The 17,590-nt window shown below is 68.1% G+C and carries 17 protein-coding genes; 9 read left to right on the top strand and 8 right to left on the bottom strand.

Annotated features, from left to right (window positions below):
• Positions 1-25 precede the first annotated feature (25 nt).
• Together C477_RS21005 and C477_RS21000 are read left to right on the top strand one after the other, a co-directional pair.
• Entirely contained in the window at positions 26-742 is a 717-nt protein-coding gene (locus tag C477_RS21005) for a hypothetical protein (RefSeq protein ID WP_008896584.1), read from the top strand.
• Positions 743-845: 103 nt separating this feature from the next.
• Positions 846-2,291, top strand: coding sequence for an MATE family efflux transporter (locus C477_RS21000; RefSeq protein WP_008896583.1), 1,446 nt, complete (start codon positions 846-848; stop codon positions 2,289-2,291).
• Between the two features lie 36 nt (positions 2,292-2,327).
• Here the strand turns inward: C477_RS21000 and C477_RS20995 are convergent, their stop codons facing one another.
• Positions 2,328-3,053, bottom strand: a complete 726-nt coding sequence (locus C477_RS20995; RefSeq protein ID WP_008896582.1) for a sporulation protein — start codon at positions 3,051-3,053, stop codon at positions 2,328-2,330.
• A gap of 268 nt (positions 3,054-3,321) precedes the next feature.
• On the opposite strand from C477_RS20995, the gene C477_RS20990 reads away from it, so the two are divergent.
• Together C477_RS20990 and C477_RS20985 are read left to right on the top strand one after the other, a co-directional pair.
• Positions 3,322-3,510, top strand: a complete 189-nt coding sequence (locus C477_RS20990) for a hypothetical protein (protein WP_008896581.1) — start codon at positions 3,322-3,324, stop codon at positions 3,508-3,510.
• Positions 3,511-3,653: 143 nt separating this feature from the next.
• Positions 3,654-4,280, top strand: a complete 627-nt coding sequence (locus tag C477_RS20985) for a class I SAM-dependent methyltransferase (protein WP_008896580.1) — start codon at positions 3,654-3,656, stop codon at positions 4,278-4,280.
• 18 nt (positions 4,281-4,298) lie between these two features.
• On the opposite strand, the gene C477_RS20980 is transcribed toward C477_RS20985, so the two are convergent.
• Entirely contained in the window at positions 4,299-4,997 is a 699-nt protein-coding gene (locus C477_RS20980) for a phosphoribosyltransferase (protein ID WP_008896579.1), read from the bottom strand.
• Between the two features lie 122 nt (positions 4,998-5,119).
• Positions 5,120-5,413 (bottom strand): HalOD1 output domain-containing protein, encoded by a 294-nt coding sequence (locus C477_RS20975; protein ID WP_008896578.1) that lies wholly within the window; start codon positions 5,411-5,413, stop codon positions 5,120-5,122.
• Positions 5,414-5,680: 267 nt separating this feature from the next.
• Between C477_RS20975 and thiC the strand changes: the two genes are divergently transcribed.
• The 3 genes from thiC (at position 5,681) to C477_RS20960 (ending at position 9,652) form a co-directional block, all read left to right on the top strand.
• Positions 5,681-7,123 (top strand): phosphomethylpyrimidine synthase ThiC, encoded by a 1,443-nt coding sequence (gene thiC, locus C477_RS20970; RefSeq protein ID WP_008896577.1) that lies wholly within the window; start codon positions 5,681-5,683, stop codon positions 7,121-7,123.
• A gap of 94 nt (positions 7,124-7,217) precedes the next feature.
• The gene (locus C477_RS20965; RefSeq protein ID WP_152423368.1) at positions 7,218-8,726 is read left to right on the top strand and encodes an alpha/beta hydrolase family protein; all 1,509 of its coding nucleotides are present in this window, start codon (positions 7,218-7,220) and stop codon (positions 8,724-8,726) included.
• A 26-nt stretch (positions 8,727-8,752) separates the two neighbouring features.
• Positions 8,753-9,652, top strand: coding sequence for a PhzF family phenazine biosynthesis protein (locus C477_RS20960; RefSeq protein WP_008896575.1), 900 nt, complete (start codon positions 8,753-8,755; stop codon positions 9,650-9,652).
• A 93-nt stretch (positions 9,653-9,745) separates the two neighbouring features.
• Here C477_RS20960 and C477_RS20955 read toward each other — a convergent pair whose 3' ends face one another.
• The gene (locus C477_RS20955) at positions 9,746-10,468 is read right to left on the bottom strand and encodes a helix-turn-helix domain-containing protein (RefSeq protein WP_008896574.1); all 723 of its coding nucleotides are present in this window, start codon (positions 10,466-10,468) and stop codon (positions 9,746-9,748) included.
• A gap of 181 nt (positions 10,469-10,649) precedes the next feature.
• On the opposite strand from C477_RS20955, the gene C477_RS20950 reads away from it, so the two are divergent.
• A complete protein-coding gene (locus tag C477_RS20950; RefSeq protein ID WP_008896573.1) occupies positions 10,650-11,507 on the top strand; it encodes an SDR family NAD(P)-dependent oxidoreductase in 858 nt (285 codons plus the stop codon).
• A gap of 2 nt (positions 11,508-11,509) precedes the next feature.
• Positions 11,510-13,585 (top strand): AMP-binding protein, encoded by a 2,076-nt coding sequence (locus tag C477_RS20945; RefSeq protein ID WP_008896572.1) that lies wholly within the window; start codon positions 11,510-11,512, stop codon positions 13,583-13,585.
• Positions 13,586-13,642: 57 nt separating this feature from the next.
• On the opposite strand, the gene C477_RS20940 is transcribed toward C477_RS20945, so the two are convergent.
• From C477_RS20940 to C477_RS20925, 4 genes are all read right to left on the bottom strand, one after another.
• Positions 13,643-14,458, bottom strand: a complete 816-nt coding sequence (locus C477_RS20940) for a DUF2182 domain-containing protein (RefSeq protein ID WP_008896571.1) — start codon at positions 14,456-14,458, stop codon at positions 13,643-13,645.
• A gap of 55 nt (positions 14,459-14,513) precedes the next feature.
• Entirely contained in the window at positions 14,514-15,761 is a 1,248-nt protein-coding gene (locus C477_RS20935) for a hypothetical protein (protein WP_008896570.1), read from the bottom strand.
• Entirely contained in the window at positions 15,758-17,038 is a 1,281-nt protein-coding gene (locus C477_RS20930; RefSeq protein ID WP_008896569.1) for a Glu/Leu/Phe/Val family dehydrogenase, read from the bottom strand. The genes C477_RS20935 and C477_RS20930 overlap by 4 nt, the downstream gene beginning before the upstream one ends.
• Before the next feature lie 181 nt (positions 17,039-17,219).
• Positions 17,220-17,585: a helix-turn-helix transcriptional regulator gene (locus C477_RS20925; RefSeq protein WP_008896568.1), complete on the bottom strand. Its 366-nt coding sequence runs from the start codon at positions 17,583-17,585 to the stop codon at positions 17,220-17,222.
• Between the last annotated feature and the right edge of the window lie 5 nt (positions 17,586-17,590).

The following is a 17,590-nucleotide window of genomic DNA, read 5'->3' as shown; positions in this document are numbered from 1 at the left end:
CAGTCGCTGTCCGAACGTCGAGTCGATGGAACGGCCCGACGACGCAGCGATCCGCATCCACGTCGAGATATTCGCGCTGATACGGCGGCTGCTCCCCGTCGCGATCCTCGTCGGATCGTTCGCCGGACCGATGGTCGTCGCCGAACCGCACGTTGCGGTCTGGATCTCGGCGGTCCTGTTCTGCGTGAGTCTGTTCGTCCTCTGGACGCTCGAGGGGCTCCCGCTGTATCCGGCCCACACGTTCGGGCTCGAGTACCGCTTCGAGGATCGTCCGCTCGAGTCCGGGACCCAGCGCTGCGTCCACTGCGAGCGCGTCATCGACGACGGCGTGCACCGCCGCTACGCCCGGCAGGTCGTCGTTCTGGGGGTGCCGATCTACACGCTCGCGTGGGGCAGCAACGACATCTGTCGGGACTGTCTCGGTATCGGGGCAGGCGCGGGGCGCGCTCCCGGGTGGACCCAGCAACCGGACGCCGGCCGCGCCCGTCGCACGGTCGGCGACGCCGGACGAGGATCCGGACACGGACCGGCGTCGGGGGACGACCCGGTGACGGTCGAAGCCACCGCGTCGCGGGCGGACTCGACGTCGACCGACGGCGCCGCGGCGGCCGACGGGACCGACCCGAACGACTGGCGGCGCGACGACGCCGGTCCCGGAACCGAAATCGCCCGGCGCGTCGATCTGAACGACCGGACGGCCGCGCTCGAGGTCGAACGCGCCTTCGAGGACGGCCGGTCGTGAGTCAGAGCGGGTACAGGATAGCGATCGACGGGGCGACGCGGATCGTGCCCGAAGGTATCACACCTCGCGAATGGTAAAGTAACTCGGAAGGTTGTTGTGAGGTATGTCCTCCGGCCCGGAGCCGGACGCGAGCAACCTCACCGACGGGTCGCTCGTCCGGCCGATGTTCGAACTGGCGTGGCCGCTCGTGGTCATCCAGTTGCTGCAGGTCACCTACAACGTCGGCGACACCTTCTGGCTCGGCGCGCTCTCGCCCGACGCCGTCGGCGCGGTGAGCCTCGCCTTTCCGCTCCTCTTTCTGGTGATCTCCGTCGGCGGCGGCTTCACGACCGCGGGGTCGATCCTGCTCGCCCAACACACCGGCGCCGAGAGCGGCGAGGGCGGTCTGATCGCCGGCCAGACGATCTCGTTTATCTCGCTCGTCGCGGTCGCGCTCGGCCTCATCGGCTTCCTCGCGACGGACTCGATGCTCGCCGCGTTGCCCGCCGACCCGGAAACCCAGGCCGCGATCATCCCGCTGGCCGCCGACTACCTGCGGATCTTCTTCCTCGGAATTCCCTTCGTGTTCGGCTTCTTCGTCTTCGCCGCGCTCATGCGGGGGTACGGCAACACCCGCGCGCCCATGCGGGTGATGGTCGTCAGCGTCCTGCTCAACCTCGTCATCGATCCGCTGTTGATCTTCGGCGTCGGGCCGCTGCCCAGCCTCGGGATCGCCGGCGCGGCCGTCGCGACCGTCATCTCGCGGGGGCTGGCGACGGCCATCGGCTTCTACCTGCTGTACTTCGGCGACGTCGGCCCGGAGATCCGCCCGGAACACCTCCGGCCCCGACTCGAGTACGTCACCGAAATCGTCCGTCTGGGCGTCCCGACGGCCTTAGAGCAGTCGATGTCGGCGCTGGCGCTGGTCGCGATGACGGCGATGGTCGTCACCTTCCAGCCGGCGGTCGTCGCGGCCTACGGGCTGGGCAACCGGCTGATCTCGCTGGCCTTCCTGCCGGCGATGGGGATGGGGCAGGCGACGGACTCGATCGTCGGCCAGAACCTGGGCGCGGGGAAGGGCGACCGCGCCGAGCGGGCGACGCGGATCGCCGGCGGCACCATCGCGGGGATCATGGCCGTCGCGGCGCTGCTGGCCGCGCTCTTCCCGGAACCGTTCGTCTCGGTGTTCGTGACGGCCGAGGAGGCGGGGCGCGCGGAGACGATCGCCTACGGCTCCACCTACCTCCGGTTCGCCGCGGTCGGCTTCGTCTTCATGGGCGTCATGCAGGTCGTGCTGGGCGCTTTCCGCGGCGCCGGCAACACGAAGACGGCGCTGGCCTTCTCCGTGCTGGGCCTGTGGCTCGTCCGCGTCCCCGTGACCTACGCCCTGCTGTTCGTCGCCGAGTGGGGGCCGCGGGGGATCTGGACCGGCGTCGTCGCCGGCGACATCGTCGGCGCTATCGCCGCCGTCGCGTGGTTCTCGCGGGGCACGTGGAAGGGATCGCTGATCGACGAGGACGAACCGGGTGAGGCGGCGGGCGGGACGGGCCGAGCGACCGACGCCGAGTGAGCGGCTGAGCGGTTCGCGCTGGGCCCTCCGGACGCCTCAGAGGTTGCGCTCGATCGTCGAGCGCAGTTGACGTCCGAGGCCGGTCGTCGTCGCGTCGAGCGAGAGGCGCTCGTGGCTCTCGTCGGCATCGAAGCGTTCGGCCAGCAGGCCGCCGCGGCGGTCGACTTCGATCAACAGGTCGAAGCCCTCGCCCTCCGGCAGCGGAACGATCTCGAGTTCGTCGAGTTCGCCGGCGAACGGACCCGATCGGGGGACGAACTCGAACTCCTGGACGAACCGGTGGTTCGAGAACAGCGACTCGCTGGCCTCGCACTTTGCAGTCCGGAGCGTGAATCCGAGCGACTCGACGGCGTCGAACAGCGTCCGGCGTAGCGGATCCGGCTCGATCTCGACGGAATCGGTGTCGTCCGGATCGATGGCCCAGTCGATGTCGAGGCCGGTGTCGAGCCAGACCTCCGTCTTTCCCATCGTCACGGGCGTGTGGTAGGGGACGTCGATCGACACGGGGAACGACCTGTCCTCGTCGGGTTCGATCGTGAACGGATCCGCGATGCGGAACGAATCGATCGTCCCCGTCCGCGCGCTCTCGTCGGTCTCGTAGCGCGTCTCGAGCGCGAAGTAGATGCCGTCGACTTCCTGCGTGTCGTTTCCGCCGGTGACGTCGACGCGCGCGTCGACGGTTTCGCCCGCCGTGAGCGTCGTCGGAAGGATCGTATCGACCGTTGCGGCCCCGATACCGAGACTCGATAGGACACGTTTCATACGGCGACTACGTCACAGTCGATTGATATCTACCTTCGCATCGCGACGCGTCTCGCGGCGGCGACCGCGCTCGCGCCGGGCGACGCCGCATCGGTCGCGTCGGGACGACCGTCGTCCGTCGTGATCTGTCGTCGACCGGTAACTAGGTAACCGAAAGAAGGCTCGCGGACGGGAACCGAACCTCCCACTACTGATGACAAGCCAGTGTGACTGTATGCCAAACCCTTTTGGAAAACGGCTCAAGCGATCACGCGGTGAACAGGTGAATATGCTCACGAACAGGGAGCCGACCGAGACCGACGGCCTGAAACAGTTCCTGGTGCAGTGTGAGGGCTGTTCGTTCGAACACGCGGCCGACGACCGCGACGAAGCGATGGCGATCGGCACCGACCACCAGCGGGAGACGCGACACGAGGTCGTCGCCCTCGAGGTGCCGCCGGCGCTTCGACGGGCGTAAGCCGCGTCGAATCCGCGACCGGCCGATCGACGCTCGGCCGCGGTTTCGGGACCGCAGCGAACGGCGGCACGGGAGCCACGAGTGACGCGTCCGTCGGCGTCCGGCACGACGATTGAAGAGGGAGGACTCGGAATCTCTCATCGATGGTCGACAAGGACGTCGTCCGCCGAGGATACGACGAACTGGCGGAAACGTACGCCGCCGAACGGTCAGAGACGGATCGCGAGCGGGCGGCCCTCGAGGCGTTTTTCGAATCGCTGCCGGCGTCGCCGACGGTTCTCGACGCCGGCTGCGGACGTGGGACGCCGGTTCTGCGGCGGAGAAGCGAGGACGGCGCCGCGGCGGCGGTCGGCGTCGATTTCTCTCGGGAGCAACTCGAACTAGCAGCGGCGAACGCACCGACGGCGTCGCTCGTTCGGGGGGACCTGACGGACTTGCCCGTTCGTGACGGCGTCTTCGACGCCGTGACCGCCCTCCATTCCCTGATTCACGTGCCGCTCGACGAGCACCGAACGGTCCTCGAGGAGTTCGCGCGGGTCCTCCAACCCGGCGGCCGGGTGCTGGTCTCCGAGGGGGTAGAGGAGTGGCGCGGCGAGAACCCGGACTGGCTCGAGACCGGGGTCGAAATGCAGTGGCACGTGGCCGGCGCGGCGGCGACGCGAACGCAGTTGCGCGAAACGGGGTTCGAAATCGTCGACGAGCGAGGGGTCTCCGGGACGCTCCGCGAGGACGAACGCTGGGTGTACGTCGCGGGGCGACTCGAGAAGTAGGCGGAGTCGGCGGCTCGCTCAGTCGGCGGCCAGCGTCCACTCGCCCGGGCCGGCAGACTCGAGGACGTCGCGTCGCTCCATCTCGGTCAGCACCTCGGGGATGCGGTCGGGTTGGGCGATCTCCATCTCGATGCGGTCGATCCCGTGGAACTCGGCGAGATAGTGTCGGATCTCCTCCTGGGTGAACGACTCCTGGTCGGCCTGCTCCATGACGCTGGAGACGAGGTCGACCATGTCCTCGATGAAGTTCCAGGGGTAGACGATCCAGGTCCACTCCTCTACGTGTTCGCCGACGTAGTCGGGCTGGTACTCGCTGGTGCCGAGCAACTGCAGCGTCGCCGTGCGGACCTCGCCGGCGTCGCGGTCGGTGACGTACTCGTAGGCGCGTTCGATGGACCCGCCGGTGTCGGCGATGTCGTCGATGATCAGCACGTCCTTCCCCTCGACGCTGCCCTCGGGCATTGGGTATCGAACGGACGGCTCGTCGCTCTTCTCGGCGGCCCCGACGTAGTGTTCCATCTTCAGGCTCGTCAGATCGTCCAGTCCGAGGAAATCACAGAGACACCGACCCGCGAACCAGCCGCCCCGGGCCAGCGCGACGACGACATCCGGGTCGAACTCGTCGTCGCGGACCTCGTCGCTGACGTCACGACAGAGGCCGTAGATGTACTCCCAGGTAGTGATCGTACAGTCGAAGTCGTCCGGTAAGTCGGACATCGTGTTTCAGGACGTACCACGGATCAACGCCGCTTAAACGATGCGTATTCGGACGATTCGCGCCGGTCGTTAGCATGCGCCTCGAGAACCGTTTCCCCCCGGACGGACCGCTAGTCGGCCGATTACTCGAGGGAGACCGTGACGGCCCGCCCGCCGTCGACGGTAACGTCGAACCCGTTGTAGGAAAACGAAACGCGCCGCGTCGACCCCGGTTGTGCCGACTCGAACGCCGCGTCGAGCGCGTCGGGTTCGATCGCGTCGTACAGCGGCGGGAGCGCCGTGGGGTCGGTTTCCGACGCGGATGCGACGGCATCGACCACGGCGAGCGACGGCGCCTTCTCTGGCGAGAAGACGTACGTCTGCTCGTTCGTCGAACTGTTCCCCCCGATATCGTTCCGATGGTGTTCCGTCGCCATGAATTGCCTTGGCGAGAAGCCAACATCATACTATAAAAAACCACGTGAATCCGAACTAACCGTAACTATCGTTCATCGCCATCTCAGCGTCGCTATCTGACAGTTAGCTTTTCGGACTGCTGCGATCGGTCGGACGAATGGCCGACGTAGCGGCAGGGAGTCCCTCGTATCGTGCCGGACGGCGACTCCCGTCGCCTCACGGGTTGCGTTCGAACGAACGTTCCCAGCGCAAGCGCTATATAACTCGATGATACAACCTAGTTATCGATGGCGCGAACCCAGATCGAAGCCGCCCGCGAGGGGACGGTCACCGACGCGATGGAGCGAGTCGCCGAGCGCGAGAACCGGGACCCGGAGTTCGTCCGGAAGCAGGTCGCCGACGGACAGGCAGTGATCCCGGCGAACATCAACCACGAGTCGCTCGACCCGATGATCATCGGCCGCGAGTTCGCGACGAAGGTCAACGCGAACATCGGCAACAGCGAGGAGACCAGCGACCTCGAGACGGAACTCGAGAAGCTCCATACCGCGGTCCACTACGGCGCGGATACGGTGATGGACCTCGGCACCGGGAGCGACTTAGACGAGATTCGCGAGACCCACGTCGAACACTCGCCGGTGCCCCTCGGAACGGTGCCGCTGTACGAAGCCGTCAAGCGAGCCGGCGGTCCCGAGGAACTGACGACAGACCTGCTGCTCGAGGTCATCGAGAAACAGGCCGAGCAGGGCGTCGACTACATGACGATCCACGCCGGCATCCTCGCCGAACACCTGCCGCTGACCGACGGCCGCAAGACGGGGATCGTCTCGCGGGGCGGGTCGATCATGGCCTCGTGGATGGAGGCCCACGGCGAGCAGAACCCGCTCTTTCAGGTGTACGACGAGATCTGCGAGATCTTCGCCGAACACGACGTCACCTTCAGCCTCGGCGACAGCCTCCGGCCGGGCTGTCTGGCCGACGCCTGCGACGAGGCCCAGTACGCCGAACTCGACACGCTGGGCGAACTCACCCGCCGCGCCTGGAAGTACGACGTCCAGGTAATGGTCGAGGGGCCGGGTCATGTCCCGATGCACAAGGTCGCCGAGAACGTCGAGCGCCAACAGGATGTCTGCGACGGCGCTCCCTTCTACGTCCTCGGCCCGCTGGTGACCGACGTCGCGCCGGGCTACGACCACATCACGAGCGCCATCGGCGCCGCGATGGCGGCCCAGGCCGGCGCTGCGATGCTCTGTTACGTCACGCCCAAAGAGCACCTCGGTCTGCCCGACGAGGAGGACGTCCGCGACGGCCTCGCGGCCTACCGAATCGCGGCCCACGCGGGCGACGTCGGCAACGAGCGACCCGGCGCGCGCGACTGGGACGACGCCCTCTCTGAAGCCCGCTACGAGTTCGACTGGCGCGAGCAGTTCGGCCTCGCGCTCGATCCCGACCGCGCCCGCGACTACCACGATCAGACGCTGCCCGGCGACAACTACAAGGAGGCCCGCTTCTGCTCGATGTGCGGCGTCGAGTTCTGCTCGATGCGGATCGATCAGGACGCCCGTGAGGGCGGGGAGATGGAGTCGCTGACGAGCGACGAGGACGGCGGCACCGACCTCGAGGCCTCGCCGGCCGCCGAGGTCAACCGACCGCCCGTGGGGACCCACGAGTCCGGCGAGTTACCGACGGTCGACGACGGCGAGCGGGTCGAGCAGCCGGGCGACGACTGAGTCGACATCGGACGGCGAGGGCGGGGACCGGATGCCGAATCCTAACCAGGAAGTAATTACATTTATTAATTCATTTTCTGTGATAACATTATATATGACAGGATTGGGGCGACGGCAGCTACTGTCGGCGGTCTCGGCGACAACGGTCACCGCGCTGGCCGGCTGTTCGGATTTACTGGACGAGGAGAGGGAACCGGACAGCGAGGAATCGACCGACGAGAACGAATCGCCCGACGAACCCGAGGCCGAGGAAACGGACGATTCGTCCCCGGAAACGCCAGCAGCGTTCGCACGGCAGTTCGTCGAGGAACTGGCGGCGGACCGGTTCGAGGAGGCGAGCGACCTGACTCCCGCCGCCGGTCCGATATCCGCCGGGAATCTCGAGCGGGTCTGGATGGGGTACACGGCCGTTCACGGCGAACTCGACGCGATCGCGGCGGCCGACGAGGCCGACGACCTCGTCGCGAGACAGGCGCGGGCGTTCGGCGACGCCGCGGTCATCGACGTGCGGCTGGCGTTCGAGCGCGGCGAGGACGGCCTGCTAGTCGCGATCAACGACGCCGACGAGGTCGTCGGGATCGACTTCCCCGTCGAGTACGAACGGCCGACGTACGTCGACCCCGACTCGTTCGCGGCGGAGTCCGTGACCGTTCCGGCCGAGGGCTGTCACCTCGACGGCATCGCGACCGTCCCGACGGAGGCAGCCGGCGGCGACGACGTTCCCGGCGTCGTCCTCGTCCACGGCTCGACCCCGACCGACAAGAACTACCGGAACGGCAGCACCCAGCTGTTCCGGGATCTGGCCGATGGTCTCGCGAGCCGGGGCGTCGCGGTGCTCCGGTACGACAAGCGGACCTACAGCTGCGTTCCGGACCTCGCGGATCGGTCGCTCGACCGAACCATCGTCGACGACGCGCTAGTCGCCGTCGAGGAGCTTCGCGCGATCGACGGCGTCGACGCCGATCGAATCGTCGTCGCGGGCCACAGCCTGGGCGGGATGGCCGCGCCCCGGATCGCCGCGCGGGACGGGTCCCTCGCCGGGGCCGTCGGGCTGGCTGCGCCCGCGCGACCGCTGTACGACGTCTTCCTCGAGCAGTACGAACACCGGCTCTCCGTCGGCGAGCACGAGTGGGCGCAATTGAGCAAGCAGTACGAGCGGATGCGAGAAGACGCCGAACGCATCCGCAACGGCGAGTATCAGGCCGACGAAGTCGTCGCCGAGTATCCCGGCGCGCTCTGGCGGAGCCTCGAGGACTACGATCACGTCGACACGGCTCGTGACGTCGACGTCCCCCTCCGCTTCCTGCAGGGCCGTCGCGACTTCCAGGTCTCGCCCGAGGACGACTTCGAGCTGTGGCGCGCCGAACTCGAGGACCGGCCGGCGACGACCTTCGAGAGCTACGACGGACTCGACCACCTGTTCATGTCGGGCGAGGGGCCGTCCGTTCCCTACGAGACGATGGTGCGCAACAACGTCGAGGAGGCGGTGATCGACGACCTCGTCGCCTGGATCGACGGGATCGAGACCGAGATCGGCTCCGGGACGGCGGCGAACGCTCGAGCGACCCCGCGTCGAGTCGGGACTCCGACGACCGAGGATTGATACGTCCCTCGTCCGACCGCCATCGTATGGACACGATTCGGACCCTGCAGGTCGACGCCTTCACGGACGAGCCGCTGGCCGGGAACCCGGCCGGCGTCGTCCCCGACGCGGACGGGCTCTCGGACGACCAGATGCAGTCGATCGCCGCCGAACTGGCCGTCAGCGAGACGGCGTTTCTCCGCTCGAGCGACGCGGCCGACCACCGGATTCGCTACTTCACGCCGACCCAGGAGGTCGACCTCTGTGGCCACGCGACGATCGGCTCGTTCGCCCACCTCCGCGACGAGGGCCTCGAGGCCGGTACCTACGCGCTCGAGACGAACGTCGGGGAACTCGAGATCGAGGTCGACGCGGACGGGACGGTCTGGATGACCCAGGACGAGCCCCGTATCCGCGAGGTCGACGTCGGCTACGACCGGGTCGCCGACGCGCTGGGCGTCGACGCGGCCGCCCTCGAGGGGGCGAGCGACGACATCCCGCTGGCGGTCTCCTCGACCGGCCTCCCCTTCCTGATCGCGCCGATCACGTACCTCTCGGACCTCGGGAGCGCCGAGCCCGATATGCGGGCGATCGAGGAGCTGACGGAAGACGTGGACGCGACCGGCGTCTACTGCTTTACTTTCGACGCGCTCGGTCGGGAATCGACCCTGCACGGCCGAATGTTCGCGCCCGGGGCCGGCGTGCCCGAGGACCCCGTCACCGGCACCGCCAGCGGCGCCGTCGGCGCCTACCTCGACCGCTTCGGCGCGTTCGACGACGACTTCCCGGAGGAACTGCGCCTCGAGCAGGGCCACTACGTCGACCGGCCCGGGCAGGTCCGCGTTCGGATCGGCGAGGACGTCCGCGTCGGCGGTCGCGGCGTGACGGTCCTCGACGGCTCGCTGGTCGTTCCCGAGGACGAAGACGACGACATCCTCGAGGCCTGAACGGAGCGGAAGTCGATCGTCGAATCTCTCGCGACCGACGGTCATCGCCGCACCCGCGTTGCACTCCCGCGACCGACGTTCGGCGGACCGGAGTCAGCGCGTCTGCGTCACCATCTCGTCCATGTTCTCGAGCGCCGACAGCGCCGCCTGCAGGACCTTGCGTTCGCTCCGGCGGAGGTTCATCGAGACGGCCGTCTTCGAGACGTCGAAGTGGTTCGAGAGTTCCTCGAGGGTCGTCGCCCGTGGCGTCTCGTAGTAGCCTTCCCGGGCAGCCGTCTCGAAGGTCTCGCGTTCGGTGTCGGTCAGCGACCGACAGCCCTCGAGCAGGCGGAGCGCGCTGTCGGAATTCTCGAGGAGGTCGAACAGTTCCGTCGGGCCGAACTGGTCGCGGTCCGCGACGGTGTAGTCGTTGTGGCACTCGAGTTCGGCTAACGCGTGATCCTCGTCGGCGTCGTCGTCGAAACCGACGTGCCACCGTTCGTGGCCGTCCTCGATGTGGAAGGGGCCGGTGATGTAGCCGCCGTTGCGCTGGATCGTCCGCATCGCGTTGGTCTCCTCGATCGTCGTGCCGATCTCGGCGACGTTCTCGCGCTTCGAGAGGATGTAACACTCGCGCATGTTCGGGTGGTCCCGCAGCGCGTGGAGGCCGTCCTCGAGGGCGCCCGTCGACTCCCCCCGCGCGATGAGTCGGGTCTCGAGTTGCTCGTCGTCGGTGTCCAGTTGCCACTGGACGGCCGAGAAGGCGATCTCGACATCGTCGGTCGTGTCGATGAACGGGCAGTCGTACTGGCGCATATCGATATCGAGATCGATCATTGCTAGCGAGTGATCCACACACGGAGTATTAATATCTACCACTCGTTCGCGAGCGCAACTCGCTCGAAATCGGAGATTACCGATCGAAACCGGTACCGTCGCGTCGGTCGGCGCGCCGTCCGGACGCCCGTTGATATGTTAACGCGCGTCTTTTAGCGCGTTCCGAGGGTAGCCGTACGAAATGTCACAGGACCAGGTGACGCCACCGACCGTGACCGCCGAGGAGATTCACCGGATCGACGACGACGCCTTTACCGACCGCAACGTCTGTCTCGTGACCGGCGCCGGGTCCGGGATCGGTCGCGCGACCGCGCTCGCTGCCGCCGGGAACGGCCTCACCGTCGCGGCGACGGACATCGATGAGGACGGCCTCGTCGGGACCGTCGACCGGGGCGAGGAACTCGGTCTCGAGGGCGAGATCGAGACGATCGTCGGCGATCTGACCGAGGACGACGCCCTCGAGCGGATCGTCGACGAGGCGGCCGAGCTGGGCGACGTGAAGTACCTCGCTAACGTCGCCGGGATGCAACACATCGACTCGATCGAGAACTTCCCGATGGAGACCTACGACATGATGCACCGGATCATGCTCCGGGCGCCGCTGTACCTCTCGAAGCTCTGCATCCCGCACTTCCGGGAGACCGAGGACGGGCGGGGCTGCGTCGGCAACATGGGCTCGGTCCACGGCCACTACGTCACCAGCGACAAGGTCGGCTACAACGTCTCGAAGTTCGGTCTGCGCGGGCTCACCCAGTCGATCGCCGCCGAGGGCGAGGGGGAGATCCGCGCCTACTCGATCAGCACCGGCTACGTGAAGACGCCGCTGGTGACCGACCAGCTCGAGGACACCGCCGAGCAGCGCGGGATCTCGGTCGACGAGGTGATCGAGGACGTCATGCTCGGCCAGTCCCGGGTCACAGAGATGATGGAACCGATCGACGTCGCCAACCTCTTCCTGTTGGGCTTCTCGGATCTCGGCCGGCACTTGGACGGCGGCGACCTGTTGTTTGATGGTGGCATGACCCTTACCTACGAGTAACAATGTCCGACGCAACAGATCCGGCGCTCGAGGACGTCGACGAGATCGTCCACGACCCCGGCCGGGAGTTCGTCGAGTCGACGAACGTCTACGACTTCATGGAGACGTACGATATCGACGACTACGACGAGCTCATCGAGCGGACGACGAGCGAGGTCGACGGCGAACCCGAGAGCGGCGTCGACTGGTTCTGGGACGAACTCGTCGACTACCTCGGGATCGAGTTCTACGAGGAGTACGACGAGGTGAGAGACGACGGCGAGGCGCGAAGCGCCTCGGAAGCGAGCGGTGAAACCGCGAGCCGCGGTGGTCCGCAGTTCACCGACTGGTATCCCGGCGGCGAACTCAATATCGCCCACAACGTCCTCGACCGCCACGCCGCGGTCGACGAGGAGCGACGCAACAGGGTCGCGACCATCTGGGAGGGCGAGGACGGCGACATCCGGGAGGTGACCTACCACGAACTCCGGCGGCAGTCGAACAAGGTGGCTAACGCCCTCGAGGAACGGGGCATCGAGACCGGCGACACCGTCGGCCTCTACATGCCGATGGTGCCCGAGGTCGTCTCCATTCTGTACGGCTGTTTCAAGGTCGGTGCGATCGCGGTCCCGATCTTCTCGGGCTTCGGCGTCGACGCGGCCGCGACTCGGATCGCGGACTCGGAGTGCTCGGTGCTCTTTACGGGCGACGGCTTCTATCGGCGCGGCGATCCCGTCTTCCTCAAGTCCGCCGCCGACGAGGCCATCCAGGAGGCCGGGCACGTCGAGCACACGATCGTCTTCGACCGGCTGGGATCCAGCGACCGCCACAGCGAACACGAGATCCCCTGGAGTGACGACCGGGACGAGTGGTGGGACGACGCCGTCGAAGCGGCCGACGACGAGTACGAGACGAAGGCGCTCGACTCGAGCCAGGAGTCGATGCTCCTCTACTCGTCGGGCACCACGGGCAAGCCGAAGGGGATCGTCCACACCCACGCGGGCGTGCAGGTCCAGTGCGCCAAGGAGGTCTACTTCGGGATGGACCTCAAACCCGCGGACCGGTTCTTCTGGGTCTCGGACATCGGCTGGATGATGGGGCCGTGGACGCTCATCGGCACCCACACCTTCGGCGGCACCGTCTTCATGTACGAGGGCGCGCCCGACCACCCCGAACCGGATCGCTTCTGGGAGATGATCGACCGCCACGAGCTGACGCAGTTCGGCATCTCGCCGACCGCGATCCGGGCGCTACGGAAGCACGGGGACGAGTGGCTCGAGGGTTACGACCTCTCCTCGCTCCGACTCCTCGGATCGACGGGCGAGCCCTGGGACCCCGAATCGTGGCGGTGGTTCTACGAGAACGTCGGCAACGGCGAGGCGCCGATCATCAACATCTCCGGCGGCACCGAAATCTGCGGCTGCTTCCTGATGCCGATGCCGACCCAGCCGCTGAAGCCCTGCACGCTTGGCGGACCCGGGCTAGGCATGGACATCGATATCGTCGATCGGGACGGGAGTTCCGTCCGGGAGGACAACCAGCGGGGGTTCCTCGTCGCGCGTGACTCCTGTCCCTCGATGACGAAGTCGCTGTGGTCGGGCGACGAGCGCTACCTGAACGAGTACTGGTCGACGTTCGAGGACCCGCCGATGTGGAACCACGGCGACTGGGCCCAGAAGGACGCGGACGGCTTCTGGTTCCTCCACGGCCGGGCCGACGACGCGCTGAACGTGGCGGGCCGCAAGGTCGGCCCCGCGGAAGTGGAGGGCGCGCTCATCGACCACGAGGCCGTCAACCAGGCCGCCGCCATCGGCGCCCCCGACGAGACGACCGGGACGGCGGTCGTCACCTACGTCATCCTCGAGGACGGCCGGGAGGAATCGGACGACCTCAAGGCGGAACTACGGGCGCAGGTCGGCGAGGAACTGGGCAAGCCGTTCCGCCCGCGCGAGATCCTGTTCGTCGACGACCTCCCGAAGACCCAGTCGGGCAAGATCATCCGCCGGGCCATCGAGGCCACCTACACCGGCGAGGATCTCGGCGACATGAGCAGCATCGAGAATCCCGAGGCGCTCGAGGAACTCGCCGACGCCAGGTAGTCGGTCGAAACCGAACCGCCGACGAGCTACCGACGAGCGCCGGCGATCCGGTACCGTTCAGACGGCCGGCACGCCGAACAGGAGCGTGAAGACAGCGGCGCCGAGTAGCACGACGCCGAGGGCGCGAGCGGCGGCGGTCTCGTCCGGTGCGAGCCGCTCTATCGAGACGACGAGGGTCAGCCCGACCATGACGAGGACGTTCATCGACCCGAGCGCGACCATCAGCGCGAACAGCGGCCACGTACAGCCGATACAGTTGGCGGCGTACGAGAGACCGTCGCGGGCCATTCGAGCGGACTCGGGACGATGAGGGACCGAATGACAGCGACCACAACGAGCGAGCAGATCGCGTTTCAGCGCCGTCTGCTGGTAGACACCGGCGAACGCCAGCAGACCGCCGACGACGAGCGCGGCGACGGAGATGCCGAACGCGGAGGCGGTCAGCAGCGCACGGATCGGGACCAGAACGGCAACCGCCAGCGGGACGGCGCCGACGAGCGTCCACGCGAGGCCGTAGGCGCCGAGAAAGGCGGCGATCGCGGATCCGAACACGGATCGACTGGCACAGACCTCCTCGCGGATCTTCCGAACGACCGGGAGCAGCGACGGGAGCATCATCGCCAGCATCATCGTCCCCCACAGCAGCAGGTACGCCGCGACGCCGCCGAGGCCGTTGGCCGCGGCGATCGCTTCGGGGACGCCCGGTGCGCTCATCGGCGCCTCGAGGCCCGCCGGCGGGGAGCCAAGTCCGGGAAGCCACCCCTGCAGGAGGACGAGCCACAGCAGGGCCGACAGCGAGAGGACGAGGAGTTCGGGGGCCGGGACCTCGAGGTCGAGACGATCGGTCGACGGGAGTGAGATGTCTGGTGCCATCGGTTACGCGGCGAAGTGGGGGTCGACGTGCGATACGATCGCGGACGGCCGGCGTTCAGTCACGGCGATCACCGTCGGTCGGCCGCTCGCGGCGGCCGCACTCGAGGATGGCGCCGCCGGCGCCGACCGCGACGTCGACGGGGACGGTTCCCAGGCCGTCGCTGTCAGCGCTCGAGCGAGCCAGCGCGAGTCCCAGCAGCGACTGTTCGGTCGGGGCGTCCAGTTCGGTCCAGCGGACGCTCGCCGCCCGCTCGTAGATCCGGCCGCCGTTGGCGACCGCCACCGTGTCGGTGCCCCGCGACCGGATCGCCTGCAGCGCGCCCTGTCCGACGTGCAGCGGCGTCCAGTTCTCGCAGTCGGGATCGTACCGGTAGGCGATGCCGTCGGCGCCGGCGATGAACACCGACTCGTCGCCGGCCCAGACGTCCTGGAAGTCAACCTGTGCGTTGCGGACGCCGATCCGGTCCCACTCGTCGGTCGGTTCGGTGTCGGTGGGCTCCGTATCTGCCGGTTCGCCGTCTCTCGGATCGCGCTCCGTCGAACCGTCGGTCCCGCCGGCGGTCGCGTCGCCGGCGGCGGCCTCGCGGTACGCGCCGCCGCTGGTGTCGATCGCGTAGAACCCGTCCGGCCCCGCCGTGATGCCGGGGATCGTCGATCCGCCGCCGGGTTCGACGACCTCGCCCCAGACGGGACAGCCGTCCTCGACGGTGCAGTCGAGGACCTCGCCGGAGCCGTTGGCGATGCGAACGCGTTCCTCGCCCGTTCGGCCCGCGACGGCGATGGCCTCCCAGGTGCTCGTCTTCTCCATCGGCGCGGAGTAGTCGCTGAGGTGGCCGTCGGCCACGTCGTAGAACCCGAGAGCGCCGCTGTCGCCGGCGAACCAGAGCCGACAGCCGTCGTCGGTCGCCGCGATCGAGCGCAGGGTGTTCTCCGAGACGCCCGGGCCGCGCTCGAGGACGACCCGCCAGCCGTCGCCGGTTCGGTGAAGCAGCAGTCCACCTTCGCCGCAGGCGTAGGGGCCGTCCTGTCCGTGGACGACGCCGTGGAGGGTCCGAGACGTCGGCGACTCGACGGCTTCCCAGTCGCCGCGGTCGTCGGTCCCGTCGCCGGCGTCCGTGTCGCTCGCTCGGTTTGCGGCGTCGGCGTCTCCCTCCCCTCCGTCGTCGCCGGCGGATCGGCGGTCGCCGTCGGCTTCGGTCCGGTCGCTGCCCGCTTCGCTCGCGTCGTCGGCCGTTCCGGGCGAGCCGACCCGCTGGAGCCACTCGAGGGCGTCGGACAGCGAGTCGTCGAGGCGGTCGATCACCGAATCACCTCGTGGGCCGCCGCGACGCGGGAGCAGCCGACGCTATAGGCCGCGGCCCGCCAACTCAGATCGCAGCGCTCGCGGCGGTCGCGAACGTCCTCGACCGCGTCGGTCAGCGCGTAGGCGAACTCGTTGGTCACGCGCGCGTCGCTCATGCGATCGCGGCCGACGGTCCGGATCCACTCGAGGTGGGCCGCGATCGGCCGCCCCGCGGTCGCGAGCACGGCGGGGACGACGTCGATACCGCGCTCTTCGAGGGCGCGCTGTCCGTCCGGCGTCACGGCGCCGACGGTCCCTTCGACGACGAGGTCGGCGCGGATGCCGTCGGCGTTGTCGGCGGTGATCGTCGTCGCCGGCGCCGCGAGAACCAACGCGTCGGCGTCGCACTCGAGGACGTTCTCGGTGCCGGTCACGGTGCCGTCGTCGTACTCGGCGAGCGCGCCCGGACGCTCGAGATAACTGGGCACGAGGTTGGTATCGAGCCCGGAGCCGTCGTCCGGAGCGACGAGGCCGACTCGGTCGCTTGACATGGCGACGACGGAGCCGCCCCGGAACTCGAGCAGACGAGCGGCCGCCACGCCGCAGGCCGCAGTGCCGTAGACCGCGATCGTCGCGTCGGCCAGCGGTCGGTCGCGGTCGGTCTCGAGGACCTCCCGCGTCACGTGCGCGAGGCCGTGACCGCCCGCCCGATCGATCTCCCGGAGGCCGCCGATGGCCGGCGGTTTGCCGGCGACGGCCGCGGTTCGGGGGGCGTCGACGTCGTCGGCGACGGCGTCGGCGAACCGGGCCATCGTCCGCCGGTCGGTACCGACCTCCGGAACGAGGACGTCGTCGCCGCGGTCGACGCCCGCGATTCGGTGCGCGTAGGATCGGGTGAGTCGACTGCGTTCGTCCTGGGACAGCGCCGTCGGATCGACCGCGACTCCGCCCGCGGCGCCGCCGAACGGGAGGTCGGCGATCGCCGCGCTGACGGTCGTCGCGGCCGCGAGGCCGGCGCAGTCGTCCCCGTTCAGCGCGGGGTAGTACCGGTGCGGTCCGAGGAAGGAACCGCGGACGCCGTCGTGGCGGACGCGGTACCCCTCGCAGACGTCGAGCGCGCCGTCGTCGCGTTCGAACGGCACGGAAATCCGCTCGCGCTGGCGGGGGTGGAGCAGTCGCTGTTCGATCCCGTCGGGGACGCCGAGACGGCGCGTCGCGGCCGTCGCGTACGCCCACGGGGCGGCGAGGTCGGGATCGGTTCGGGTCGTCTCGTCGTCGGTGTCGTGAAAGGCTGTCATCGTGTCAGGGTCAACGGACTATGGTCGACCGACCCGCTCGGCAGACGTCGGTCTACTCGGAGAGTTCGATCGATACGATCACTGTGCAGACTCAGAACGGACGATCCGGCGATGGTCCGGGAACGCGCGACCGCGCCCGGCGGCGAACGCCGTCGGTGCGATCGCCGCGGGAGCGCGACCGTCATGGGGACTCACAGCAGAGGCACCGGCGCTCCCACTCGTGGTGTTCCTCGAGACGCCTGTTGGCGCGCGTGCTCGGACGATAGGCGTTGGTTCGCCCGTCGAGAGGGTGTTTCTCGACGTAACCCTCTTCGACGAGTTCGCTCAGGTTCTGGTAGAGTCGGCCCTGGTTGATCTCCTCGTCGTAGTAACAGTCGAGCTTGTCCTTGATGACGAGTCCGTGGGGGTTTCGCTCCGCGAGCATTCGGATAACGAACAGTTGATCACGTTTGAACCCGGTCAGGTTCGCCAGCGGCCGCGGCTCCGCGTGCTCGTCGGAGATCGGTTCGGTACTGTCGTCGGTGTCACTCGGTGGGTGGCTGGGCATCGGTT

This window comes from Haloterrigena salina JCM 13891 (assembly GCF_000337495.1).
Classification (GTDB): domain Archaea; phylum Halobacteriota; class Halobacteria; order Halobacteriales; family Natrialbaceae; genus Haloterrigena; species Haloterrigena salina.
This window is presented reverse-complemented; position numbering and strand designations above follow the sequence as displayed.